22 protein-coding genes, 1 tRNA gene and 1 pseudogene are annotated in these 23,614 nt (G+C 58.1%); 7 read left to right on the top strand and 17 right to left on the bottom strand.

Going from position 1 to position 23,614, the window contains the following annotated elements; all coding sequences use genetic code 11:
• Nucleotides 1-194: 194 nt before the first annotated feature.
• Nucleotides 195-539, top strand: coding sequence for a hypothetical protein (locus tag GGQ85_RS11660; RefSeq protein ID WP_139372867.1), 345 nt, complete (start codon nt 195-197; stop codon nt 537-539).
• A gap of 76 nt (nt 540-615) precedes the next feature.
• Nucleotides 616-1,242, top strand: a complete 627-nt coding sequence (locus GGQ85_RS11655; protein WP_079446613.1) for a helix-turn-helix domain-containing protein — start codon at nt 616-618, stop codon at nt 1,240-1,242.
• Between the two features lie 110 nt (nt 1,243-1,352).
• On the opposite strand, the gene GGQ85_RS11650 is transcribed toward GGQ85_RS11655, so the two are convergent.
• From GGQ85_RS11650 to GGQ85_RS11635, 4 genes are all read right to left on the bottom strand, one after another.
• Nucleotides 1,353-1,667: a hypothetical protein gene (locus GGQ85_RS11650; RefSeq protein ID WP_309774645.1), complete on the bottom strand. Its 315-nt coding sequence runs from the start codon at nt 1,665-1,667 to the stop codon at nt 1,353-1,355.
• Between the two features lie 227 nt (nt 1,668-1,894).
• Complete coding sequence (locus tag GGQ85_RS11645; RefSeq protein ID WP_079446592.1) at nt 1,895-2,443, bottom strand: dihydrofolate reductase family protein; 549 nt, start codon at nt 2,441-2,443, stop codon at nt 1,895-1,897.
• A 23-nt stretch (nt 2,444-2,466) separates the two neighbouring features.
• Nucleotides 2,467-3,396 carry a polysaccharide deacetylase family protein gene (locus tag GGQ85_RS11640; protein ID WP_309774644.1) on the bottom strand — a complete coding sequence of 310 codons (930 nt, stop codon included), beginning with the start codon at nt 3,394-3,396 and terminating at the stop codon, nt 2,467-2,469.
• Nucleotides 3,397-3,576: 180 nt separating this feature from the next.
• Complete coding sequence (locus GGQ85_RS11635; protein WP_309774643.1) at nt 3,577-5,025, bottom strand: L,D-transpeptidase; 1,449 nt, start codon at nt 5,023-5,025, stop codon at nt 3,577-3,579.
• Nucleotides 5,026-5,227: 202 nt separating this feature from the next.
• On the opposite strand from GGQ85_RS11635, the gene GGQ85_RS11630 reads away from it, so the two are divergent.
• A complete protein-coding gene (locus GGQ85_RS11630; RefSeq protein WP_079446591.1) occupies nt 5,228-5,788 on the top strand; it encodes a CreA family protein in 561 nt (186 codons plus the stop codon).
• A gap of 42 nt (nt 5,789-5,830) precedes the next feature.
• On the opposite strand, the gene GGQ85_RS11625 is transcribed toward GGQ85_RS11630, so the two are convergent.
• The 6 genes from GGQ85_RS11625 to yghU form a co-directional block, all read right to left on the bottom strand.
• Nucleotides 5,831-6,076: a DUF6719 family protein gene (locus tag GGQ85_RS11625; protein WP_079446590.1), complete on the bottom strand. Its 246-nt coding sequence runs from the start codon at nt 6,074-6,076 to the stop codon at nt 5,831-5,833.
• Between the two features lie 127 nt (nt 6,077-6,203).
• Nucleotides 6,204-6,503 carry a hypothetical protein gene (locus GGQ85_RS11620; RefSeq protein ID WP_079446589.1) on the bottom strand — a complete coding sequence of 100 codons (300 nt, stop codon included), beginning with the start codon at nt 6,501-6,503 and terminating at the stop codon, nt 6,204-6,206.
• Nucleotides 6,504-6,840: 337 nt separating this feature from the next.
• Nucleotides 6,841-7,518, bottom strand: coding sequence for a DUF2161 domain-containing phosphodiesterase (locus tag GGQ85_RS11615; protein ID WP_079446588.1), 678 nt, complete (start codon nt 7,516-7,518; stop codon nt 6,841-6,843).
• Nucleotides 7,519-7,567: 49 nt separating this feature from the next.
• Entirely contained in the window at nt 7,568-8,095 is a 528-nt protein-coding gene (gene fabA, locus GGQ85_RS11610) for a bifunctional 3-hydroxydecanoyl-ACP dehydratase/trans-2-decenoyl-ACP isomerase (protein WP_309774642.1), read from the bottom strand.
• Nucleotides 8,096-8,259: 164 nt separating this feature from the next.
• On the bottom strand, nt 8,260-8,940 hold the full coding sequence (gene fabG / locus GGQ85_RS11605; RefSeq protein WP_309774641.1) for a 3-oxoacyl-ACP reductase FabG: 681 nt from the start codon (nt 8,938-8,940) through the stop codon (nt 8,260-8,262).
• Between the two features lie 48 nt (nt 8,941-8,988).
• Nucleotides 8,989-9,861 (bottom strand): glutathione-dependent disulfide-bond oxidoreductase, encoded by an 873-nt coding sequence (gene yghU, locus GGQ85_RS11600; protein WP_309774639.1) that lies wholly within the window; start codon nt 9,859-9,861, stop codon nt 8,989-8,991.
• A 172-nt stretch (nt 9,862-10,033) separates the two neighbouring features.
• Between yghU and GGQ85_RS11595 the strand changes: the two are divergent.
• The 3 genes and pseudogenes from GGQ85_RS11595 to GGQ85_RS11585 all read left to right on the top strand — a co-directional run.
• Nucleotides 10,034-10,705, top strand: a pseudogene (locus GGQ85_RS11595) (ROK family protein); the annotation flags it as partial.
• Nucleotides 10,706-10,899: 194 nt separating this feature from the next.
• Nucleotides 10,900-11,259 (top strand): hypothetical protein, encoded by a 360-nt coding sequence (locus GGQ85_RS11590; RefSeq protein WP_309774638.1) that lies wholly within the window; start codon nt 10,900-10,902, stop codon nt 11,257-11,259.
• A gap of 162 nt (nt 11,260-11,421) precedes the next feature.
• Complete coding sequence (locus GGQ85_RS11585; protein ID WP_309774637.1) at nt 11,422-11,577, top strand: hypothetical protein; 156 nt, start codon at nt 11,422-11,424, stop codon at nt 11,575-11,577.
• 160 nt (nt 11,578-11,737) lie between these two features.
• Here GGQ85_RS11585 and GGQ85_RS11580 read toward each other — a convergent pair whose 3' ends face one another.
• The 6 genes from GGQ85_RS11580 to GGQ85_RS11555 form a co-directional block, all read right to left on the bottom strand.
• Nucleotides 11,738-12,271 carry a hypothetical protein gene (locus tag GGQ85_RS11580; protein WP_309774636.1) on the bottom strand — a complete coding sequence of 178 codons (534 nt, stop codon included), beginning with the start codon at nt 12,269-12,271 and terminating at the stop codon, nt 11,738-11,740.
• A gap of 9 nt (nt 12,272-12,280) precedes the next feature.
• The gene (locus GGQ85_RS11575) at nt 12,281-13,063 is read right to left on the bottom strand and encodes an LAPAL motif-containing putative phage structural protein (protein ID WP_309774635.1); all 783 of its coding nucleotides are present in this window, start codon (nt 13,061-13,063) and stop codon (nt 12,281-12,283) included.
• A 179-nt stretch (nt 13,064-13,242) separates the two neighbouring features.
• Complete coding sequence (locus GGQ85_RS11570; protein WP_309774634.1) at nt 13,243-16,986, bottom strand: vitamin B12-dependent ribonucleotide reductase; 3,744 nt, start codon at nt 16,984-16,986, stop codon at nt 13,243-13,245.
• A gap of 709 nt (nt 16,987-17,695) precedes the next feature.
• Entirely contained in the window at nt 17,696-18,247 is a 552-nt protein-coding gene (locus GGQ85_RS11565; RefSeq protein ID WP_309774633.1) for a BA14K family protein, read from the bottom strand.
• A gap of 218 nt (nt 18,248-18,465) precedes the next feature.
• Complete coding sequence (gene uvrA, locus GGQ85_RS11560) at nt 18,466-21,441, bottom strand: excinuclease ABC subunit UvrA (RefSeq protein ID WP_309774647.1); 2,976 nt, start codon at nt 21,439-21,441, stop codon at nt 18,466-18,468.
• 278 nt (nt 21,442-21,719) lie between these two features.
• Nucleotides 21,720-22,490, bottom strand: a complete 771-nt coding sequence (locus GGQ85_RS11555) for an outer membrane protein (protein ID WP_079446576.1) — start codon at nt 22,488-22,490, stop codon at nt 21,720-21,722.
• A 385-nt stretch (nt 22,491-22,875) separates the two neighbouring features.
• On the opposite strand from GGQ85_RS11555, the gene GGQ85_RS11550 reads away from it, so the two are divergent.
• The gene (locus GGQ85_RS11550) at nt 22,876-23,367 is read left to right on the top strand and encodes a single-stranded DNA-binding protein (protein WP_309774632.1); all 492 of its coding nucleotides are present in this window, start codon (nt 22,876-22,878) and stop codon (nt 23,365-23,367) included.
• A 37-nt stretch (nt 23,368-23,404) separates the two neighbouring features.
• Here GGQ85_RS11550 and GGQ85_RS11545 read toward each other — a convergent pair.
• Nucleotides 23,405-23,481 (bottom strand) — tRNA-Arg (locus tag GGQ85_RS11545).
• Nucleotides 23,482-23,614: the final 133 nt, after the last annotated feature.

The following is a 23,614-nucleotide window of genomic DNA, read 5'->3' as shown; positions in this document are numbered from 1 at the left end:
TCCGGCTTCGCTGCTTGCGTGTCCACATCCCAAGTGTGAATCATATTCGCTGCGATACCGGAATCCCCGCCTAGCCCAATTTTCAAACAGGCTCTTAGGTGTGTGCGTTAAGCGGTTTAATCCGAGGAGGATGAGGTTGCGAAGCTTCAGTATTCCCGGAGAGGCCAGATGACCGCCACACGAATGCGAGCGGAATGCTCATTTGTGCCGCCCGTTCGTGTGTGCTGACGTGGGTGATATTAACTTCTACGGTTGCATTGCTCAGAATGACTCTGTCGCAAGACGGTGCATTCTGCGAAGTTTATCGTTTTCTTTTGCTGCCGATTGTGAGGATCACTCCGCTTCGCCAACATATGGTGAAACGACTCTCGATCAATGCATTTGAAATGGTGAAGCCGTGGGAAAAAGCAGTGCCGCTATCATTGATTTTCAACCTTATCTGGAGCGGCGCAGGCGCGCAGCGAAATCCGGAGAGGCTTGTGGTCTGTCATCGGCCAGCCAATTCAACATCCCGTTCGTTCTTCCGTTTATGTGGCTGACGGTGCCTGTCGTCTTCGTTGGGTTCCAAACATGGATATCAAGGCCCAGATCTACGGAGTCCAGCCCGATCATCGCATGAGCAAACTAGACACGAGCCAGATTTACCATCAAGGCGATGGAGGCGGTCTGGATTGCATTGAACTGCCGGTGATTGTCGGAAAGAATCTGCGCCGCATCCGGTTACGGCAAGGCTTGTCGCTTGAGCGGTTGGCCAAGCAATCGGGCGTGAGCCGCGCTATGCTTGGCCAGATCGAAACGGGCAAGAGCACGCCGACCATCGGTCTGCTTTGGAAAATATGCACCTCGCTCACCGTTCCGTTCGCTAGCCTGATCGCCATTGGCAATCCCGAAGGAATCATCGTTCTGCGGCGCGATGGATCGAAACTGTTGTCATCCAATCAGGGACAGTTCACCTCCCGGGCTCTGTTTCCGTTCGATAGCGAACGACGAACTGAGTTCTATGAACTCCGGCTCGCTCCACTCTATTGCGAAAACGCCGAAGCTCATGCGGCAGGGACACGCGAGAATCTGGTCGTTGCCAAAGGGTCTGTCGAAATCGCCGTCGGATCGGCGCGGCCAACGACTCTGAGAGAGGGAGACGCCATGCTGTTCGAGGCGGACGTTCCGCACGCATACCGCAATCTCGGCACAGACGAGGCAGTTCTGTATCTCGTGATGACCTATGCGCAGATGATCGGCTGACGCTGGCACAACCCCGCGATATTTACGGCCACCACTCGCCCAGTCTGAAACAAAAACAAGGGCAGGATCAGCCAGCCCTTGTTCGAACTCAACCGGATCGTTCGATATCGTCAGGCTGCCTTGGCCGGCATGACGCACATCATCGCCATCCCGCCGCAACACATCATCATGGGCATGCCGTTGTTCGCCATGTTCATCATGTTTTGGCAGCACTGCATGAACATGTTCTTCATCGACGCGTCCATGGGCGTCATCTCGCAAGTCATGCCATTGGCCGTCATTGTGCAAGTCATCTGGCACATCATGGTCGGCATCGCCATCATACCGTTCATTGGCATCATGCCGCCCATCGGCGTCATGCCATTCATCATCATGGGCGCCGCGCCGCCCATCATGGGCATCATCATCTGCATGGCTGGATTCATTTTCTATCCCTTCAAGAGGCGAATGATCTCTAACTATCGAGCCAGATGGTAGATAATCCTAACTTGAGCCTCAATTAGAGATTGTTCGCGCTGTTCGCTTTCCTCCAATAAGGTGCCGGACTCTCCAATACAGTAGCCGGGTCCGCTGTGATAACGGCAGTTCCTCCGTAATGTTAGACAAGCCCGGCCACTGAGAGGATGAAGCGTCTTGCGGGAAATCTAATCTGTCAAACGCGGCGCCATGCTGTAACGCGAACGTCGTTCTCCGCATCGAGAATCCGGACCTCGCTAGGCTGAAGTCCATGTGCCGCCAACACAGCTTGCGGAGAACTATCGGGGACGCCAGGAAAGCAGCCTTCGCCTCCGGGTAACCTCACATGCGGAGCTTCCGACAGCCAGAACGTATCATAACGATCGAGAAACATTTCGAATACTGAAGGTCCACCGATGATCGCGGCCACTCCATCGCGCACTCCGGCATGAGCGCAGGCGTCCTCGAACGACGCGCCAGCGGGATTCCATAAGGTAGCCTTTTCGTTTTCGGGATCACGTTCAAGAGCGGCTACACGGCGGGTTAGTCTAACCCTTTTGCGCAGCGGCGAGTTGGGCTGATCCTCGAACGAATTGCGTCCATGAACGACGACGTCCGCATGATCCAGTCCTGCGGTGAAAAACTCAAGATCGCCTCTGAATTTCAGCGCTTGCGGCATCACATGGCTCGCATCGGCGAGCATTCCGTCCGCCGACACGATGACATAGCCCTCGATGCGAAGCATAAGCCTTTCCGGATCGTCGCGCGTTATTCGGAGATCGTCTGGACGACGCTGTTGACCGGCCGGGAACTCACGGTCGGCAGCTTGGTATCCTTCTTCAATTCCTCGTCGTATTGCGCGAGCGTCTCGATCGGCGCCTTTGCCTTCATCTGCACGACTTTGTATCCACCGGCCTTCAGCCTGCGCAAAACCTCGGGCAGCGCCTCGGCGGTATGCTTCTGGAAGTCGTGCATCAAAATGATACCCTTGCCGACCTTGTCGAGCTTCTTGAAGATGTTGTCGACCACCTGTTGAGCCTTGTGCGACTTGAAGTCGAATGAGTCGACGTCGCAGGAAAAGATCGCGATATTGCGCTCGCCAAGGTAGGTCACCATCTCCGGCGGATGCTGTAGCGCAGGGAAACGGAAAAACGGGGCAGGAGCAGCCTCAAGCGCCCATTTGACGGCGCTGAATCCCTTCTCGATCTCGTCCTTGCGCTGCGCCTCGGACAGCTTCTTGTTGTTGAGATTAGCGTGCGACCATGTGTGCGAGCCGACCGTGTGTCCGGCGGCGGCGACATTCCGCAGGATCTCGGGATGGTAGGTCGCGTGCTTGCCGATCGAGAAGAAGATTCCGGTGGTGCACTGATCGGCAAGCGCCTTCAGCACGGCAGGCGTATTTCCGGGCCACGGACCATCATCAAACGTCAGCACCACTTCCTTGTCGCGCAGGAAATCGAGTTGCTTGAAATGCTCGAATCCGAAGCCAGGACCACCGGTCGTATCAATTTGGACCACGCGGGCAACACCGAGTGCGTCGGGGCTTCCGTTACAGGCGACCTGCGCTCCGCTTGCCCGCGCGGGAACCGGCGCGGCCGCATTCTGGACTCCCTTGGGTGCGGGCGTCTGCGACCAGGCGACCGTGGTCGCACACAACGAAACCGCGCCTGCAAAGATCAGCCCTGTCGTCATGCGCATCTCGATCACCTCAAAGGTTATCGCGGTTGAATCGCCCGCTTTCTCATTCTAGCGCAGCTACAGACGACCCCTTCCACGGAAACGGCATTTATCCCCAGTTGGGCTGCTTCCTCTGATACCGCCGTGTGCGCGACCATGGCAATAGCGCCGAGCGAAAGCCCGAGCAATTGAACCGCCACTTTATCGCAGCCCGACGATGAAGTCGGTGCCTTCACCGGTTTCGCTGCCTGCAATACTCTGATCGGAGACAATGATGGAGTCTCCCGTTGAAAAGGCAATAGCGATTTGCGCCATGACGTTCTCCGGGATGGAGATGCGGTTCAACGCGTCGGTGGCGCTATCCGGAACAGGGGTCGGCCTGACCGTTGCGTTGACCACGGTCGTTTTCTGGCCGGACCGACCTTTGAGAACGTGAACTCGGTCGGCGCGACGCTCCAGCGCCGGGAGCGACACGACCGACCAGCGGAAGTCAGCCTTGCTGTCCTTGGCGACTTCCGCGGTGAACACGTGTGTTCCCAAAGGCCGATCGCTCGCGGCGATCGTGATGGGAGCATCGAATATCGGCGTAAAGTTCTGCCGCACATAGATCTTGCTGTCCTTGCCGCTGACAAAGACCGCGATCCGTCCGCTCCGCTTCAGTGCGGAGATCGCCGCGAGCTCAGCCTTCTCCGCGCTCGCAGGAGGGGTTTGCGGTTGATCCTCCGACCCTGCGGGGATTTCGGCGGGGGAAACCACCGTATCGCTGACAGGGTTGGCCGCCGCCGTTACCGTGACGTCGGCGTCCCCCGTGTTGCCTGAATCTGCCTTGATTGGCTCGGCGGCCGCCACCTCAGGCGTCGCAGTGATGGATCCGCCGGTCGCAGGCAAACCGGATGTAAGCGATGAAACTTTGACTTGCGACATCGCGGCGCTGGCGTCGGCTTTCACCTCGGCCGGCACGGGCTCTGGCCGACGGCTTATCAGCACAGGGTGCGAAAAATCAGCGGGTGTCACCTCGCCAGGAGTAATGATGACTCGAGCGCCGATCCTGGTCCAATTCCACATCTTCACCGCGAAGTCCAAGGGCATTCGGATGCATCCGTGCGACGCAGGATAACCTGGAAGCGCGCCCGCGTGCATCGCGATGCCAGACCAGGTGATGCGTTGCATGTAGGGCATTGGCGCGCCGCTGTAGATATTCGAGCGATGCCATTTTTGCTTTTGAATGACGCTGAAAACACCCATTGGAGTTCCGTGGCCGCTCATTCCAGTCGACACCGGGGTTTCGGCGAAAAAGCCGTTGGCGTCATAGACCTTGAGCATTTGCCGCCGGATTGAAATGGCAATGATGATGGGGCCATTTGGCTTCCGCGTGACTTTAGCCGCCGATTCTGGCTTTGGGAGCCGGCGATGTTTAGCTCCATGCGCCTGCGGCCTCGTGACGGGCGGCGGGGGAGATCCTTCGTTAAAAAAGTCCGGATAATCGTCCTGCCAGAAGATCTGGCTGCGCGCGGGTGATCCAAGTCCGGTCAGGACGGCGATCAGCAGTCCAATCCCGAGGCGTACCGACCAAGGATATGTACCCACGCAAACCGAGGGAACATTGGCGGTCCACCGCATCGTGCGCAGGAAGGACAGATATTCACTCACGCCTTTGTCCTCGAATCATGGTTCAGATTTAGCGCTTCCGACTTCACTTCCTACCGGTCTGTGTCGGTTTTCCGGCTGGCTTCCTTTAAATAATGCAAAATCCTTCACACGAATCTAATTCTCGGCTCGCTCGGCGGTCGAGATCTTTTCTCGGGAACTTGAAGAACTTACATAGGTCGGACTCAGCAAACGGAGCTACCTGATGACATTTCGAGCTCAGATTCATGATGAGAAGCGCCGAACGGCTCGGACCTTTTTGGCCTTCATCGTCCTTACGGTGGCGGTGTTCGCCGGAACATACGCCCATGCAGCAGACGAGCCCGACCTGATCTTTCGTCGCTCGACGGTTTTCAAGCTGCTGACACCGAATGACAAGCTTGCGACGTATGGCGTCGATGATCCTGAGATCGAAGGCGTTGCTTGCCATTTCACGTTACCCGAGAAGGGCGGCATCAAGGGGTGGCTTGGAGTGGCGGAGGAAGTCTCGGATATTTCGCTGTCGTGTCGCCAGATGGGGCCGATTCGCTTCAAGGAAAAGATGAAGCAGGGCGAAGACATGTTCCGGCAGCGGCGCTCGCTGCTGTTCAAGAAGATGCAGATCGTGCGGGGCTGTGACGCAAAACGAAACGTGCTGGTCTATATGGTTTATTCCGACCGAGTGATCGAGGGCTCGCCACAGAATTCGACGTCCTCAGTACCGATCATGCCCTGGGGCGCTTCGGACACCACCATCCAGAAATGCGGGGATTTCATTTCCGATTAGAGTCACGTTCGAAGGCGATGTTAATGCGACGGAGGTACGCATTCACCGCTTTGAGCCGACCCGCGATATGCACTTGCGTGCCGGAACAACGCCGGCCGGGGTCAGTTTCGTACCGGAGATTTCCTTAATCTGCCCCGCCGGACAAGATCCATCATCGACAAGAATGCGTTCGCCCAGCCGCAGATTGACGACGTCGGTCTCTCGCGCAACTTGCGAAGCGTGTGCGGCGGGCGCCGCAATGCTCAGTGTGACAACTATCAAAAAAAGCAGGTCGCAACTTTTCGGCATCTGGTATCCTTCGTAGCAGCGACAATTCGCATTCTCGTAGCACGATTTTCAGCGCTGCGAAGAACGTCAGCAGGCAGTCGGAAGAATAGTGCGGTTTGCAGCTAAGCTAATCTCGACTCGACTCGCGTCATAATCGCCTGTCGTTGGCAAATCTGCGAACTACGCGGCGCTCGACCACGACCGAGCGCAACGCGCCCTGCTCACCCGCAATCACGCGCGTCGTAGGCGACCGCGTAACAGCACGAGCGGTCTTCTTGACCTCTGCGTGAACGACATCGAACGGCATTCCAATCAGCGATGCCGCAATCTCCGCCTGCGAGTCGAGATCGTCGGTGATCCCCATGGCCGCGAAGATGGCTTCCTCCAACGTGGGAGGATCGTGGCGAACCCGCCGGATGCCAAATTTTGTGTGCCAGCCTTCGCTCATCGTTCGCCTCAATGGTTGGGCAAACTCAGCCCATGAAAATTGACGTGAAACGCCTCAACGCGACATGACCGTGGTCGTTCAAAGAACGACGGTTCTTCGAACCATTGTCTCCGGCATCCGCACTTTTCGATTCAAAAAGAAGCGGAAAGTACAATCAAACCTCATCCTGCTTTAGGTCAGGAGACTCGGTATGCACCTCATACGGGATCCAAAGTGGCAAAACAGCTATGCATTTTGACGCGCTTTGCACATTGCCAAGTCGCGCATAAAGCAACATGCGACATGCAGCCGCGCTTTGCCTTAAAGACCCTGCATGGGGGTCAGACTTGTCCGGGGGTTATTCGGCGATCGGTACTACTTCGGATGGCCCCTGAGGCCATCGCTTCAGCGCGGTTCTGCCGGCGTCGGTCAAGGCATAAATTCCACGCTCAATGCGGTCGAACCATCCATAGACATTGTGAAGGAGGATTTTTCCGGCATCCGGAGCTTCCACTCTGAGATCCCGCACGCGGCATGGACCGGTAGCCATTGCGGCTGCGCAAACCAGTGCCTGCTGGCGATACGCTGTCATGATCGGCGTCCGCGTGCTGCCGCCGGCAACTGGATCGCCCTTGCGGCGTTGGTGCTCTATGACCAGCCGAGAGCGCTTCTTGGGATTGCGGCGCGGACTGACAGCGGAGGGCGCCACCAGCACTTCAACGCTCCCTTGGTGTGTCACCCCGAGCATTCCGAACCCTAGCCGCCGGCACAGGTTCCGATAGCGCGCGTCGCTCTCGCGTCCCTTGCCGTTCATCGACAGCCTGGCGGCAAGCCAGACCTCATCGCATGCGCCCGCGCGCTCGACGCCTTGAAGGATGAGTTCCAGATTGAAACTCAGCTTCAGCTCGCCGATCACGACGATCGGCGGATCATCGCCGCTGAGCGCAACAAGATCGCAGCCACCGACTTCGCCCTTAACAGTGAAGCCAAGGCTTTCAAGATGACGTTTGACCGGAAGATAAAGCGAGGTTTCCACGTTGCACGCTCAGGCCGACTCAACGGCCCGGATCTTATCAGTCGGTCGGCTAAGTCGGCGACCCTGGAAGGCTCTTGAACAGGCCGAGCCGAAGATCTTTGGCACAATAGATCATATCGCCGTCAACGCTTACCGTGCCGTCGGCAATTGCCATCACCAGCCTCGAACGCCTCACCCGTTTGATGTCCACCGTGTAGGAAAGCCTGCGCGCATGCGGCAGAATCTGACCTGCAAATTTCAAATCGCCGAGACCGAGGGCACGAGCTTTCACATTCCGGTCGCGGCCAAGCCAGACCAGATAAAATCCCACCATCTGCCAAAGCCCATCGAGACCAAGACAGCCGGGCATCACCGGATCGTTCTGAAAGTGGCATTGGAAGAACCAGAGGTCCGGTTTGATGTCGAGCTCAGCGCGCACCAGTCCGCGCCCGTATTTTCCGCCGCCTTCCGTGATTTCCGTGATGCGATCGAACATCAGCATCGGCGGTAATGGCAGTTTGGGTTCGTCAGGACCGAACATCTCGCCACGGCCGCAAGCCAGCAAATCCTCGTAGGAATAGCTGCTGCGGCCAGGCATCTGCTGATCCCTGTAGAAAACCCTAAGGCTGGGAACTTCTTATCGTCGCTACCATAGATAGCATAAATACCATAATTACACGCTACAAGAGAAATGCAAGAGTCGAAGAACCGTAGGTTACTAAAAACCCGGTTAGACCGTTTGCAAGAGGAGAAGGTCGCGTTTCAGACGCGTCCACGCACCGGTATTAGCGCGCCGGTAACTCCGGTTGCCGCATCGCTTGCCAGAAACAGAATGACATTCGCTAGTTCCTGCGCCGTCACCCACGTCGCGAAATCCGCTTTGGGCATGTCCCTGCGGTTGGCTGGCGTGTCGATCGTCGAGGGCAGGACGGCATTGACGGTCACCTTGCCTTTCAACTCGGAGGCAAGCGCTTCGGTCAGCCGATGCACGGCCGCTTTCGACGCAGCATAGGCGCCCATGCCAGCGCCGGCCTGTAATGCTCCGGTCGCGCCGATGTTGACGATACGTCCGGCGCCGGATGCAACCAGATGCGGGATCGCGGCCCGCGAGGTGTTTAGCGCGGTCGTCACGTTGATCGCATAGAGGTGCTGCCATGTTTTGGAGTCGCCGTCCGCGATAGTTTCGAACGCGAATGCACCGGCGATATTGACGAGGGCATCGAGCCGGCCGAAATGCGCAGCCGCCGCATCCACGGCCCGCAAGGCTTGTTCTGAGTCGGTCAAATCGACGCCGTCGAATTCGATCCGGTCAGCGGTAGCACCGCCGTTTACAGCAGCGCGGTCGATGCCGGCCACCTTGGCGCCGCGCGCGATGGCGGCGTCCGCGACGACCTTGCCAAGTGCGCCGGAGCATCCAGTGATGACGATGACCTTTCCATGCATTGAAGGAGCCTCCAGCTCGGATTGGCTGTAAATGAGGAGGGCAGGGCGTCAACCCTGCTTCACGAGCTTGTCTTGCGTCCGGGTGGCGAAGTCGGAGGCGTCGTGACGCTCGTGAAGCTGGCTTGCGGGATCACCGGATGTGCGGTTGACGATGCGGCCGCGCTTCACTGCAGGCCGAGCGGCGATCTGCGCGGTCCAGCGTTGCACGTTCTTGTAGCTTTGGACGTCGAGGAAGGTGGCGCTGTCGCCGTAGAGCCTGCCCTCGGCCAAGCCGCCATACCATGGCCACACCGCGATGTCGGCGATCGTATATTCAGTACCGGCAAGATATTCATTGTCCTTGAGCCGCCGGTCCAGCACGTCCATTTGCCGCTTCGTTTCCATCGCGAAGCGATTGATGGCGTATTCGATTTTCTCCGGCGCATAGTTGTAGAAATGCCCGAAGCCGCCGCCGAGATAGGGCGCGCTGCCCATCTGCCAGAATAGCCAGGACAGGCATTCCGCGCGCGCCGCCGTTGCCCTCGGAATGAAATCGCGGAACTTTTCCGCAAGATGTAGGAGGATCGCGCCGGACTCGAACACGCGGAGCGGCTCGGGTCTCGAGCGGTCAATCAGGGCCGGTATCTTCGAATTCGGATTGACCTCGACAAAGCCCGAGCCGAACTGCTCACCGTCGATCTGGATCAGCCACGCGTCATATTCCGCGCCGGGATGGCCGCGCGCGAGCAGCTCCTCGAACATGATCGTGACCTTCTGGCCATTCGGCGTTCCCCGCGAATAAAGTTGAAAGGGGTGTTTGCCGACGGGCAGCACCTTTTCGTGAGTCGCGCCTGCGGTCGGACGGTTGACGGACGCGAATCTGCCGCCATTCTCCTTGTCAAAGGTCCAGACTTTGGGCGGCGTGTAGGGGGCGTCGGTCATCAAGAGGCACTCCGGAAGAGCGAGTATGCTAAGGAAAAAGGCAGGATACCGCAGCTAGTTAGGCCCGAATGCGAACGGCCGCAAGCGGTGGACGCAACCGGAAAGCTCTGTCGCATTTGATCGGCATCCTGGAAGGAACGCTGGCGTGCATCAGGTGTTTTGAGGACGAACAATGAAATCAGCACGCTCCAGCCAGATGAACCGAGCCATTCTCGCGATCGACATCGGGGGGTCCCACGTCAAAATGATGACCAGCAAGGACCGCATCAAACGCGAATTCGAATCTGGCCCCGATCTCACGGCAAAGCAGATGGTGCGCAAGATCAAGGCGCTGACGAAGGATTGGTCCTACAACGTCATTTCGATCGGCTATCCCGGCCCGATCTGCGGCAATCGCCCGCTGCGCGAGCCCTTCAATCTCGGCGAGGGGTGGAAGGGCTTCGACTTTCAAAAGGCGTTCGGCAAACCGGCCAAGGTCGTCAACGACGCGCTGATGCAGGCGCTCGGCGGATATCGCGGCGGGCGGATGCTGTTTCTGGGGCTCGGCACCGGGCTTGGCTCGGCGATGATTGTAGATGGCGAACTGGAGCCGATGGAATTGGGCCACCTGCCATATCGCAAAGGAAAGACCTACGAGGACTACGCGGGCGAGGCCGGACGGCAACGCCGCGGCAACAAGAAATGGCGCAAGCACGTCACCGATATCGTGATGCAACTCACGGCCGCGCTCGAACCAGACGAGGTGCTGATCGGCGGCGGCAATGTCGCGCATCTCGACAAGCTGCCGCCGAAATCGCGCCGTGGCGACAATGCCGATGCGTTCGAGGGCGGGTTCAGGCTGTGGGGAGAGAATGACAAGGGCCACACCCGCCGCGCATCCGAAGACGATCGCAATATAAAATCAAAAGCAACAAGACCGGTCGCATCGCAGCCCGCAAGGGCAGCGCGCTTGAGCACGCGGGCAGGTGAGGGGGTGCAGCGGCGCGGCGTTCGAGGATTTGAATGGTTACGCCGCCGCCGAATGCTTATGATCGGCTCATGTCGCGCCTCCTGTGTTTATCGATTGTCATCCTCCTTCTGCCGCTGCCGTGGGTTTCCGCGGAGGCGGCGCACCGACAGGGAAAACACCCGCATCCCCCGCACACCTACGGCTTTCTGCCGGGGTATCATCAGCCGCTGAACAACGCGGCTCCGCTGTTCAAGCAGGAGGCATCGGTGCTACGCAATGCGCGCCGTGAGCAGCGTCATTGGTATATCGGGCCAACGCCACACTATTACTGGTATGGCACACCGTATTATTTCGGCCGGCCCGGATTCTATCGCGGCCGCTACAACGGCGGCAGCATCGGCCCGTGCTGGACGCAGACGCCGATCGGACCGGTGTGGACCTGCGGGTGAGTGTGCGCTAGAGCATGATCCCGAAAAGTGGAAACCGGTTTTCGGAAAAGATCATGCTCAAACAAAAAGATAAGCGAAGAGTCTGATTCAACGCAGTTGAAACAGACTCTAGGCGCTGACGATGCATGGGGCTTACGGGCCGAGACAACAAAGGTACGAACAATGAATGATTTTCGGGAATGGCGCAGCTCGACGCGAGAATACAACGGGGCGCCGAATATGAGCAACCGCCGCAAGAACATCTACGTGATAGGCGGCGCAGTACTGTTGATTGCTTTTTTCGCCGGACTGGTGGTTATCAAACAGCTCGGCATTTGATGAGGCTGCTGGGTATTCTGCTCGTCGAGGGAGGAAGCGCGACGGATTACCCTGCGCTAATCCGCCCTACGGGCTAAACGATCATGGAGCAGTCTTGCTGATCCGACGCATACGGTCGGTGGAAGGGCAGAGTAGAAAAGCCAAAAGCTTGTAATGGACATCAAGCCATGTCGTTCTCATCGTTCTCTGCAAATAGCTTTGATGCTCCATTACAATCGCGGTGATAGATTATAATGGAAATTAGGGCTGCCAAAATATAGAGATGGCCTTCCTCCATCTCATCAAAATGTCTTTGCTCGCGGTCCAATGCAGCATGTACACGACCAGCTGCGGCAGCTATCAGGTTTCTCTGATCTAAATCGTCAAATGATCCTTGCTCAAGGATTGTGGGATAGTCTCCTCCGATCCAACGTCCTCCTCTTTTTTGAATAGGCCATTTCAGTTCCCGCACGACACGTTCGGCGAGCACATCTTCATGTTCATGATATTTCAGGGGTCTAGGACAGATCGCAATAAGATCGATTACTTCATTGAGGTCTTCGGCAAAACTATCCGGCTCGGGTTGATATCGCTTTTCATCGTGGTTCCAACGCACTTCCCAATTTCCAGCGATATGACTTAATGGCCGAAGCACCATATGATCAAGCCAACCGCTCCAAGCAAAGAAGTTACGAACGTCGCCGGTTGAATGCATAGGGGTTAACTATACGCGCTCGATAACTTTAGTGATGAAGTGCTTTGTTGTAATTTTATCTCCAAGGTTTTCTTGAACAGTTTTGAGCTTGGCCTGTAATCGGTCGCCATGACTAAAGCTCTCCGTGCCAACTAAGACACGTTGCTTGTAGTCCTCGTCGACCAATTTGGCCGTTATAGACATGCGACCATATTTGAACCGCCACATGCCCTGTCCTTCCAAGACAGGAGCAACAACTTCAAGTATTACCTCGATTTCGCTCTCAAGCGGTTTGTCTTTGGGTTTGATTGCTCGGAAGTTTGATAAGTCGGCCGCGTCATAAGAGCCGATTTTTCGCCTACCCTGTTTCAATTCGAGTTTTTTTGCGCCATGTCGAATCGGTAGTTCGAGCTTTTCAGCATCGCCGCCAATCCCGTTCAGAATAAATGTGTTGTAGACATTCCCGTTTATTATGGTGCTTTGCCCAGTCACGTTTTCAATTTGAAGAGCGTTTCCATTCGTGACATTTTGGACTTTTTGCGGCGGCTGCCCCTTGAGGAACTTCAGAAGATCGAGCCACGCTTTGATAAGGCCCGTAACATCCTTGATCCCAAAGGATAGGGCGGGCAGAGCTGCGAAGGCCGTTTGAGCAGTTGCGGCGACCTCGCATATCCACTGAAGATCAATGGAGCCGGGTTGAACTCGTTCAATACGAACAGAGGCTTTTTTGATTGAACCGTGGTAAGCGCGATTCGCTTTGGTTGTTATTCGTGTGAAGGCGCTTAGAACTTGAATAAGCTCTTTCGCCTCCATCGTTCCAGGATGTGCATGCCTGTGTAGTAGAGTGATAGGCTTTTATTTTCAGCCATGTAGTCCCGCCCCCGCTGCTACACGCTTAGGTTGTCATAACATGATTATTTAGACTAGAAAAAAAGAGGCAGATTCTAGCTGCCTCTTTTTCTGTTGCTCACCCAGATATTAAATTCTGAAATTTACGAACACCCCGTCGTTGAGCCACACGTATCGCACTTCATGCAGGTGCCGTTGCGCACCAAGGTGAAGTTGCCGCACTCGGAGCACATCTCGCCCTCATAACCTCTTGCTTTCGCTTCGGCGCGGCGTTCGGCCTTGGTCGGTGCGGTTGCATGCGCGGCAGCGGCCTTGCTTCTTTGCTGCTGTTCCAGCCGCTCGGTCGGCGAGAGGTCGTGCTCAGTCTCCTGCTTCAGCGCGGTTGCGCCTTCGAGCGTGTCGCCCACGCGCGAGGAGGAGAGGGCGGTGACGTTGGCCCCTCCGCTCCGACTCTCTCCCGCAAGGGAAGAGGGTGAACCCCCGCGCATGACGACAAGATTGTCGGTGCGCGAGCGCGTCAGGCCCTTCGACACGTAGCGGGTGGCATGCTGGCCTTCCGGCGTCTTGCCTTCGGCCACACCCTTGCCGAGTGCGTCAAAGCCGGTCTCCGACGGATCGACGTGGGCGAGGTCGTAGCGGCTCATGTAGCTGACCGCGAGTTCGCGGAACACGTAGTCGAGGATCGAGGTCGCGTACTTGATCGAGTCGTTGCCCTGCACTGGTCCCGCCGGCTCGAAGCGAGTGAAAGTGAAGGCGTCGACATATTCCTCCAGCGGAACGCCGTATTGCAGGCCGAGCGAAACCGCGATGGCGAAGTTATTGATGAAGGAGCGTAGGGCCGCACCTTCCTTGTGCATGTCGATGAAGATTTCGCCCAGGCGGCCGTCGTCATATTCGCCGGTGCGCAAATAGACCTTATGCCCGCCGACGACAGCCTTCTGGGTGTAGCCCTTGCGGCGGTCCGGCATCTTCTCGCGCTCGCGCAGTACGACGATGCGCTCCACCAATTTCTCGACGACCTTCTCCGCCACCTGCGTGGCGCGCGCGGCCATCGGCTTGTCCATCAGCGCCTCGATCGCGTCGTCGTCACCGTCGTCATCGGCGATGAGCTGCGAGTTGAGCGGCTGGGACAGTTTCGATCCGTCGCGATAGAGCGCATTGGCCTTCAGCGCGAGCTTCCACGAGAGCAGGTAGGCCGATTTGCAGTCCTCTACCGTGGCGTCGTTCGGCATGTTGATGGTTTTCGAGATCGCGCCCGAGATGAACGGTTGCGAGGCCGCCATCATGCGGATGTGGCTTTCGACCGAGAGATAGCGCTTGCCGATCTTGCCGCAGGGGTTGGCGCAGTCGAACACCGGATAGTGTTCGGCCCTGAGGTGCGGCGCGCCTTCCACCGTCATCGCGCCGCAGATGTGCACGTTGGCGGCTTCAATTTCGCGCCTGCTGAAACCGATCGCCGTGAGCAGGTCGTAGGTCGGCGAGGCGAGGGCGTCGGTATCAACGCCGAGCGTGTCACGGATGAAGTCTTCGCCAAACGTCCATTTATTAAAGGCGAATTTGATGTCGAACGCGGTCGGCAGCGCCTTCTCCACTTTCGCAATGGCCTCGTCGGTGAAACCCTTGGCCTTCAGGGTGGAAACGTTGATGCCCGGCGCGTTGGACAGCGAGCCGTGACCAACCGCATAGGCCTCGATCTCGGCGATCTCGCTCTCGCGATAGCCGAGCGCGCGCAGCGCCTCCGGCACAGCGCGGTTGATGATCTTCCAGTAGCCGCCGCCGGCAAGCTTCTTGAATTTCACCAGCGCGAAGTCGGGCTCGATACCGGTGGTATCGCAGTCCATGACCAGACCGATCGTGCCGGTCGGCGCCACCACGGTGACTTGCGCGTTGCGGTAACCGTGCTGCTCGCCGAGCGCGAGCGCATCGTCCCACGCCCTGGTCGCGTGGGCGATCAGGTTCGCTTGCGGGCAGGAGGCATGGTCGAGCGGCACCGGATTCACCGCGAGCGCTTCATAGCCGTTGGATTGACCGTGCGCGGCGCGGCGGTGATTACGGATGACGCGCAGCATGTGGCCGGCGTTCTTCTTGTGGCCGGGAAAGACGCCGAGCTCGCCGGCCATCTCGGCGGAGGTCTTGTAGGCGATGCCGGTCATGATCGCGGTCAGCGCGCCGCACAGCGCGCGGCCTTCCTTCGAGTCATAGGACAGGCCCATGGTCATCAGGAGGCCGCCGATGTTGGCGAAGCCGAGACCCAGCGTGCGGAATTCGTAAGACAGCTCCGCGATCGCCTTGGACGGGAACTGCGCCATCAGCACCGAGATTTCCAGCACGACAGTCCAGAGACGAACGGTGTGCTCATAGGCATCGACGTCGAACTGCTTCGAGGCGGTGTCGTGGAACGTCATCAGGTTGGCGGAGGCGAGGTTGCAGGCGGTATCGTCGAGAAACATGTATTCCGAGCACGGATTCGATGCACGGATATCGCCGGATGCCTTGCAGGTGTGCCAGTCGTTCATCGTGGTGTTGAAGTGCAGGCCGGGATCGGCCGAGGCCCATGCGGCGAAGCCGATCTTCTCCCAGAGGTCGCGCGCCTTCAGCGTCTTCGTCACTTTTCCGGTGGTGCGGCCGATCAGATTCCAGTCGCCGTCGGTCTCGACCGCGCGCAGGAAGTTGTCCTTCAGCGACACCGAGTTGTTGGAATTCTGGCCGGAGACGGTGAGATAAGCCTCCGAATCCCAGTCGGTGTCAAAGACCGGGAAGTCGATCTCCTTGTAGCCTTGTCGCGCGAACTGAATGACGCGCTTGATGTAATTGTCAGGGACCAACGCGCGGCGGGCGAGCTTGATCTCACGGCGCAGCGCCGGGTTCTTCTCCGGCACGAAGCAATCGTCACCCGAGCCCTCGCAGTTGACGCAGGCGCGCATCACCGCCTTGAGGTGCTTCTGGTTGATCCTGGAGCCGGTGACGAGAGCGGCGACCTTCTGCTCCTCTTTCACCTTCCAATCGATATACTGCTCGATGTCCGGATGATCGGCGTCGACCACCACCATCTTGGCGGCGCGGCGCGTGGTGCCGCCGCTCTTGATGGCGCCCGCGGCGCGGTCGCCGATCTTGAGGAAACTCATCAGGCCGCTGGAACGGCCGCCGCCCGAGAGACGTTCGCCTTCGCCGCGCAGGCGCGAGAAGTTGGAGCCGGTGCCGGAGCCGTATTTGAACAGGCGCGCCTCGCGCACCCACAGGTCCATAATGCCGCCTTCGTTGACGAGGTCATCCTCGATGCCCTGGATGAAGCAGGCATGCGGCTGCGGGTGCTCGTATGACGACTTCGACTTGGTCAGCTTGCCGGTCTTGAAGTCGACATAGTAGTGGCCCTGGCCGGGGCCGTCGATGCCATACGCCCAGTGCAGGCCGGTGTTGAACCACTGCGGCGAGTTCGGCGCCACCATCTGGCGCGCCAGCATGTAGCGCAGTTCGTCGTTGAAGGCACGCGCATCTTCTTCAGAGGTGAAGTAACCGCCCTTCCAGCCCCAATAGGTCCAACATCCACTGAGCCGATCGAACACCTGCTTGGCCGAGGTTTCACCGACGATGCGTTCATTCTCGGGGAGGGCGGCGAGCGCGTCGGTATCAGGGACCGAACGCCACAGCCATGAAGGGACCGTTTCCTCCTCGACCTTCTTGAGGCGCGCCGCGACGCCGGCTTTCCTGAAATATTTCTGCGCCAGCACATCGGAAGCGACCTGCGACCACGGTTCCGGCACCTCCACATTCTCGAGGCGAAACACCACGGAGCCATCCGGATTACGGATCTCGCTCGTGGTCAGCCGGAAATCGATCCCGGCATAGGGTGATTGACCGTCCCTGGTATAGCGCCGTTCGAATCGCATTGTTTCGTGCCCCGTAACTGTCCGTCACCGCTTCGGCGGCGTTGGCGGTTTCCATTCGCGGACTCTTGCGCCCGCAGTTCGGCCAGTGGTTCCGGCCCTGTTTGGAAGTCCGATTCCAACCAGAGGACCTGCGGCCCGTGGCTATCTCGGACTCAACGCCTCACATCCCCATTTGCGCCAGTTTCGATCTGGTTTTTGGTGTTCCTGACACCTCGGCTCAGAGCAGACACGTCCGCGCTCCGCTGCCCAAACCGGCGGACGAAGTGCCCATTCTGGAACCTTTCAGGAGCGACCGGCGGAACCCGAAACATACTCGCGCCAACCGAAATCTAAGCTAGGACGACTCCCTTGCGCACGTCAAGGACTAGTGCAGATTCTTGAATCAAATACTAAATATGGTGGAAAGAAGGGAAAACCAAGGGTCGAATCGCGCCTTGGATGACTTCAAGTATCGGTGAGTGTTCACGGATTCCGAAACGGAAAAAGTCTCTGATGTCGTCCCACCGACGAATTTCGCCCGCTGTTCACAAGACAGCTATTTATTGCACGCGAGGGGTTGCTTCAGAGACGCGACTCGCTACGCGCGACCAACCGTTCAGCGGATAAATAGCTAAGGTGTGCCGGGAACGGCAAAGCGAAGAAGATAAAAGAAAAAGGAGCGGTGCTTTTGGCACCGCTCCTGACGAGGCCCATGAAGGGGGCAAGCTAGTTACGGACAGCGATGGCGTTTGCCGTCGTGACCCAAATAGGTTCCGGAACGCACATCGTATGATTTGAACCGTTGCTGGCAGTAGGAGGCATCCCTGCCAGAGCCGTTGCTTTGGACCGCGGTGGGACCATCATCGTAATAATCGTCATCGCCGTAATATGGGGAGCCGTAGTAGGGGGAAGAGTACGAGTAATAAGGCGATCCCCAACCACCGCCCCAACCCCAACCTCCACCCCAACCCCACGGGCCGCCCAGCAAGCCGCCACCAATAAAGCCGGGATAAAACCCGCCACCCCAACCTCCACGCCACCCGCGGCCGGCCCAGCCAATACCGCCGCCGCGCCAGCCTCCACCCATGCCCATGTGATGCCCGCCACGCCAGCCGCCACCGCCCATGTGTCGGCCACCTCCGCCCATACCAATGTGTCCGCTGCCACCGGCGAATCCTTGAGCCTTTGTTCCCAATCCTTGTGCATAGCTTGGCGACGCAATGGCCAGCGGTGCTGCAACCGCCAGGACGGCCGCCACCAGTACTGGTTTGAAACTAAACATCTTCACAACTCCATGTCGGATTCGAATTTAGGCTTTCGCTCACGAACAAAACGTGGCGATAGGTGGCGAGTTCCGCAACGGGGCTTTCGGAAATGTTCCATCACCGGAACAGGCATCCATCACAACAAAAACTGACTGAAAAATATCGTTTTGTATCATATACATAAGAACAAATCCTTATAGATGAATTTATCGTTCACAAGTTTGCATCTTGTGCGTCATTCAGCCGCTTCGCTCGCGTTATGTCGCTTCGGCTTTCCTGCCTTCTTCAGCACCGGCTTCAAAAAATTTCCGGTATGACTGCGCGGCGCTTTCACAATGTCTTCCGGTGGTCCCCAGGCAACGATCTCACCGCCACCGTCCCCACCATCGGGGCCAAGGTCGATCACCCAATCCGCGGTCTTGATGACTTCAAGATTGTGTTCGATCACCACAACTGTATTGCCCTGCGCGACCAGCTCGTGCAGCACTTCAAGAAGCTTCTTTACGTCATGGAAGTGCAGACCAGTTGTCGGCTCGTCCAGAATGTAGAGTGTGCGGCCGGTCGCGCGTTTCGACAGTTCCTTCGCGAGTTTGACGCGCTGCGCCTCGCCGCCAGACAACGTGGTGGCCTGTTGCCCCACATGAATGTAGTCGAGGCCGACGCGATGCAGCGTCTTGAAGGTTTCGCGAACGCGCGGTACCGCCTTGAAAAATTCGGCCGCTTCCTCGACCGTCATGTCGAGCACGTCGGAAATCGACTTGCCTTTGAATACCACCTCGAGCGTCTCGCGATTGTAGCGCTTGCCCTTGCAGGTGTCGCAGGTGACGTAAACATCGGGGAGGAAGTGCATCTCGATCTTGATGACTCCATCGCCCTGGCAGGCCTCGCAGCGCCCACCTTTGACGTTGAAGGAGAAGCGGCCTGGCGCATAACCGCGAGCCTTGGCTTCCGGCAGGCCGGCGAACCACTCACGGATCGGCGTAAAGGCGCCGGTGTAGGTCGCAGGATTCGAGCGCGGTGTACGCCCGATTGGCGACTGGTCGATGTCGATGATCTTGTCGATGTGCTCCAGACCCTCGATGCGGTCGTGGGGCGCGGGGGGATCGCTCGCATTGTTCAGCTTCCGCGCGATCGCCTTGTAAAGCGTGTCGATCAGCAGTGTCGACTTCCCGCCACCGGAAACACCCGTGATGCAGGTGAACAGACCGAGCGGAACTTCCGCGGTGACGTTCTTGAGGTTGTTGCCGCGCGCATTGACCACCTTGATGGTGCGGCGATGGTTGGGCGGCCGCCGATCCGGCACCTCGACCGCCAGTTCGCCGGTGAGATACTTGCCGGTCAGCGACTTCGGGTTGCGCATGATATCGGCCGGCGTGCCCTGCGCGACGATATGGCCGCCATGAACGCCGGCGCCGGGTCCGATATCGAGCACATGGTCGGCGAGGCGGATGGCATCCTCATCGTGCTCTACGACGATCACCGTGTTGCCAAGATTGCGAAGCCGCTTCAGAGTTTCAAGCAGGCGGGCGTTGTCGCGCTGGTGCAAGCCGATGGAAGGCTCGTCCAGCACATACAGTACGCCGGTCAGGCCTGAACCGATCTGCGAAGCAAGCCGAATGCGCTGGCTCTCGCCGCCTGACAGCGTGCCGGAAGCGCGTGACAGCGTAAGATAATTAAGGCCAACGTCGAGCAGAAACGACAGTCGCTCGCGGATCTCCTTGAGTACGCGGCCGGCAATTTCGTTCTGCTGCACCGAGAGCACTGTCGGAACGGTCTCGAACCATTCGCCGGCAAGACGAACAGACAGTTCGCTGATCTCGCCGATGTGCTTGCCCCCGATCTTGACGCACAGTGCCTCCTGCTTGAGCCGATAGCCCTTGCAGGAATCGCACGGCACGTCGGAGAAATATTTTCCAAGCTCCTCGCGCGCCCATTCGCTTTCGGTTTCGCGATAACGACGATCGATGTTGGGGATAATGCCTTCGAATGGCTTCCTGGTTTCGTAGGAGCGCACGCCGTCTTCATAGGAGAACTTGATCTCACTGTCGCCCGAGCCATGCAAAAGCGCGGCCTGCGTCTTCTTCGGCAAGTCCTTCCATTTGGTATCCAGAGCGAATTTGTAAAATTTGCCAAGCGCGGTGAGGGTCTGCAAGTAGTATGGTGACGACGATTTTGCCCACGGTGCGATCGCGCCTTTGCGCAGCGTCAATTCCCTGTTCGGGATGACGAGATCTTCATCGACGTGCTGCTCGATACCGAGACCACCGCATTTCGGGCAGGCGCCGTAGGGATTATTGAACGAGAACAGCCGCGGTTCGATCTCAGGAAGTGTGAAGCCGGACACGGGGCACGCGAACTTTTCCGAGAACAGGATGCGTTCAGGACCGCTCTTGTCGTGGATCTTCGCGATTTTCTTCTTTTCGCCCTCTCCGGCGAGAGGTGAAGGAGGCGCGTCCGCATATTCGATCACCGCCAGCCCCTCTGCGAGCTTCAAAGCAGTCTCGAATGACTCAGCCAGCCGCTGGCCCAGATCCGGCCTTACAACGATGCGGTCGACTACCACGTCGATATCGTGCGGAAACTTTTTATCCAGAGTGGGAGCATCGGCAAGTTCGTAAAAAGCTCCGTCGATCTTGACGCGCTGAAAACCCTTTTTGAGATACTCTGCCAGTTCTTTTCGATACTCGCCCTTTCGGCCGCGAACGACCGGCGCCAGCAGATAGAGCCGCGTGCCATCGGGCAGCGCCAATACCCGGTCGACCATCTGCGACACCGTCTGGCTTTCGATCGGCAGGCCGGTTGCGGGCGAATAGGGCACGCCGACGCGCGCCCACAATAGCCGCATGTAATCGTAGATCTCGGTCACGGTCCCCACGGTCGAGCGCGGATTCTTCGAAGTCGTTTTCTGCTCGATGGAGATCGCCGGCGACAGCCCGTCGATCTGATCGACGTCGGGCTTCTGCATCATCTCCAGAAACTGGCGCGCGTAAGCCGACAGGGACTCGACATAGCGGCGCTGACCCTCGGCATAGATGGTGTCAAACGCCAGCGAGGACTTGCCAGAGCCGGAGAGGCCGGTGAACACCACGAGTTTGTCGCGTGGGATTTCCAGATCGACATTCTTGAGGTTGTGTTCGCGAGCGCCGCGAATCGTGATGGCGCGACTCGCGGGACTCAATTGTTGCCGCTTCGCCTTGATGACTTCGTCCATGACAGGCTTTTCCGGATGCAGAAGCCGCACCGCGTTTGGGCGCGCCCCGCCGGGCAATCCCCGGAGTGGCGCCATCTGTAGCAGTCTGTGGAACGTAGATAGAACAGCGGGCGATTTCCAGAGGGCGTCAGCGATCATCCCCGATTTCATCGGGAGGAGCAGCACGGCGTATCAGTAGGCTGCCCGTTGGCGGGGTTGCCTGCGACCCTTGGCTCAAACAAAAAGGCCGGCAAAAAGCCGGCCTTTCAAGTTTTCCAAGAACGTCGGATCAGACGCGATCAGTACCGTGCAATGGCTGGGCCACCCCAGCGGTAATTGATGCGCGCCGTGACGAGATCCACGTCCTGGCCGATATTGTCGGTTCCAAACAGCGTACCGGCGGCCCCTGCAACACCATTGTTGATGAAGGTATATCTGTTGCTACCCATAAAGATGTGATCGTACTCGAATCCGAGCGACCAGTTTGGCGCAAATCCATATTCGAGGCCGACGCCGACCGTAGCGCCCCAGTCGGTATTATTGACGTTGTTGGTCACCTGAACGCCAGTCAGGGTGCCAAGGCTCCGGTATCGGTTAGAGGTCACGGCGGCGCCGCCCTTCACGTAAAGCAACGTGGCATCCCAAGCATACCCGACCTGGCCAGTGAACAGGCCGAACGCACCCAGATGGCTGTCGTTGGTGAAGGCAGGGAAGGCGAGGCTGGCACGGCGACCACTTATATCGGCCCAGTTACCCTGAGCTTCCAGCCCGAACACCCAATTGCTGCTCTGCCAGCGATAGCCGATCTGACCACCGGCCGTGCCGCCGGTTGCGTCATGGCAACCTTCACGCGCCACGACAACCCCTGCGGGCGTCGTGAAGTCCCAGCAATTGCGGCTCGATCCCCAGCCACCGTTCGCGCCGATGTAGAAGCCGCTCCAATCGTAAATCGCGGCCACCATCGGAGGGGCCTTCGTATATGGACGCGGGGCAAGGTCGGCCGCAGTGGCGGGCGCGGCACCAAGGCCAATAGCGAGAGCACCGACGGCCCCAATCAGAAACTTGTTCATTTCAATCCCCGGATTTTTGCTTTAATTTCAACAACTAAAGCGCGAGCGCTGCTAGTTACCCCGAAACTTGTGAATCAGTTATACCCTCAGGCGCGGCAAATTGCCGTCTCTCAAATGCAACACTCTAGGTCAAATTGGTTGTCCCCGCGGGCGGAGTATCTCGGCGAGAGGTCTGCGCGGACTTTTGGGCTTATTCTTGAGAACAAATAAAGAACATTATACCATACTCGATCCGTGGATAACCCGGCGATGAGCCTCTCGGCGCGGCGAGGGGAGTGTAGGCTGCTTGAACGCCGTCACGGCTCGATTTTGAAGCGGCAACATCCGTTTGGGTTAGCACCGGTTTTGAGCTAGCAATCGGGAATTGGGGACATGGAGAACGGCGATGGCGGGTAGCGTGAACAAAGTTATTCTGATTGGCAATCTCGGAGCCGACCCGGAAATCAAGCGGACCCAGGACGGACGGCCGATCGCCAATCTGCGGATTGCAACCTCTGAAACCTGGCGCGACAGGACCAGCGGCGAGCGCAAGGAAAAAACAGAGTGGCATCGCGTCGTGATTTTCAACGAAGGCCTCTGCAAGGTTGTTGAGCAGTATTTGAAGAAAGGCTCCAAGGTCTACATCGAGGGTCAGTTGCAGACCCGAAAATGGACCGACCAAAGCGGTGTCGAAAAATACTCCACCGAAGTGGTGCTACAGAATTTCAATTCGACTCTGACAATGCTCGATGGCCGCAACAGCGGCGGTGGCGGCAACTTCGGATCTGACGATTCCGGCGGCGACTTCGGGTCCGGAAGTCCGTCAGGCGGAGCGCCGCGCCGCGCCGCGGCCGCCGGTAGCCACCGCAGCGACATGGACGACGACATTCCGTTTTAGCGAGTGAAAATAACCTGGTGTTTACTGCGCCGGTTTTTGGCGATCCCGGCAGGATTCGAACCTGCAACCCGCGGAGTAGAAATCCGCTACTCTATCCAGTTGAGCTACGGGACCGTTTAAAGCTTCATCTCCCAAAAGCTTCATCTCACCGCAATATGAAAAAACCGCCTTCGCGCCAAGTCCGATCCGAACCATTTCGATCGGGCGGGCGACAAACAGGTGCGATCCGTTCGTCTCGAGTGCGTAC

This window comes from Nitrobacter vulgaris (assembly GCF_031453995.1).
Taxonomy (GTDB): Bacteria; Pseudomonadota; Alphaproteobacteria; order Rhizobiales; family Xanthobacteraceae; genus Nitrobacter; species Nitrobacter vulgaris.
The sequence above is the reverse complement of the archived record's forward strand: the minus strand, read 5'-3'. Positions and strand labels throughout refer to the sequence as shown.

Excerpts from the sequence above, each read along its gene's own strand:
- GGQ85_RS11630 (WP_079446591.1), top strand. The coding sequence starts at position 5,228 with ATGACATTTCGAGCTCAGATTCATGATGAGAAGCGCCGAACGGCTCGG.
- GGQ85_RS11565 (WP_309774633.1), bottom strand. The coding sequence starts at position 18,247 with ATGTTTAGTTTCAAACCAGTACTGGTGGCGGCCGTCCTGGCGGTTGCA.
- GGQ85_RS11575 (WP_309774635.1), bottom strand. The coding sequence starts at position 13,063 with ATGGAGGCGAAAGAGCTTATTCAAGTTCTAAGCGCCTTCACACGAATA.
- fabG (WP_309774641.1), bottom strand. The coding sequence starts at position 8,940 with ATGCATGGAAAGGTCATCGTCATCACTGGATGCTCCGGCGCACTTGGC.
- GGQ85_RS11650 (WP_309774645.1), bottom strand. The coding sequence starts at position 1,667 with ATGAATCCAGCCATGCAGATGATGATGCCCATGATGGGCGGCGCGGCG.
- GGQ85_RS11660 (WP_139372867.1), top strand. The coding sequence starts at position 195 with ATGCTCATTTGTGCCGCCCGTTCGTGTGTGCTGACGTGGGTGATATTA.
- GGQ85_RS11620 (WP_079446589.1), bottom strand. The coding sequence starts at position 6,503 with ATGAGCGAAGGCTGGCACACAAAATTTGGCATCCGGCGGGTTCGCCAC.
- GGQ85_RS11645 (WP_079446592.1), bottom strand. The coding sequence starts at position 2,443 with ATGCTTCGCATCGAGGGCTATGTCATCGTGTCGGCGGACGGAATGCTC.
- GGQ85_RS11550 (WP_309774632.1), top strand. The coding sequence starts at position 22,876 with ATGGCGGGTAGCGTGAACAAAGTTATTCTGATTGGCAATCTCGGAGCC.
- GGQ85_RS11655 (WP_079446613.1), top strand. The coding sequence starts at position 616 with ATGAGCAAACTAGACACGAGCCAGATTTACCATCAAGGCGATGGAGGC.
- uvrA (WP_309774647.1), bottom strand. The coding sequence starts at position 21,441 with ATGGACGAAGTCATCAAGGCGAAGCGGCAACAATTGAGTCCCGCGAGT.
- fabA (WP_309774642.1), bottom strand. The coding sequence starts at position 8,095 with ATGCCTGGCCGCAGCAGCTATTCCTACGAGGATTTGCTGGCTTGCGGC.
- yghU (WP_309774639.1), bottom strand. The coding sequence starts at position 9,861 with ATGACCGACGCCCCCTACACGCCGCCCAAAGTCTGGACCTTTGACAAG.
- GGQ85_RS11590 (WP_309774638.1), top strand. The coding sequence starts at position 10,900 with ATGTCGCGCCTCCTGTGTTTATCGATTGTCATCCTCCTTCTGCCGCTG.
- GGQ85_RS11570 (WP_309774634.1), bottom strand. The coding sequence starts at position 16,986 with ATGCGATTCGAACGGCGCTATACCAGGGACGGTCAATCACCCTATGCC.
- GGQ85_RS11585 (WP_309774637.1), top strand. The coding sequence starts at position 11,422 with ATGAATGATTTTCGGGAATGGCGCAGCTCGACGCGAGAATACAACGGG.
- GGQ85_RS11580 (WP_309774636.1), bottom strand. The coding sequence starts at position 12,271 with ATGCATTCAACCGGCGACGTTCGTAACTTCTTTGCTTGGAGCGGTTGG.
- GGQ85_RS11625 (WP_079446590.1), bottom strand. The coding sequence starts at position 6,076 with ATGCCGAAAAGTTGCGACCTGCTTTTTTTGATAGTTGTCACACTGAGC.
- GGQ85_RS11640 (WP_309774644.1), bottom strand. The coding sequence starts at position 3,396 with ATGCGCATGACGACAGGGCTGATCTTTGCAGGCGCGGTTTCGTTGTGT.
- GGQ85_RS11555 (WP_079446576.1), bottom strand. The coding sequence starts at position 22,490 with ATGAACAAGTTTCTGATTGGGGCCGTCGGTGCTCTCGCTATTGGCCTT.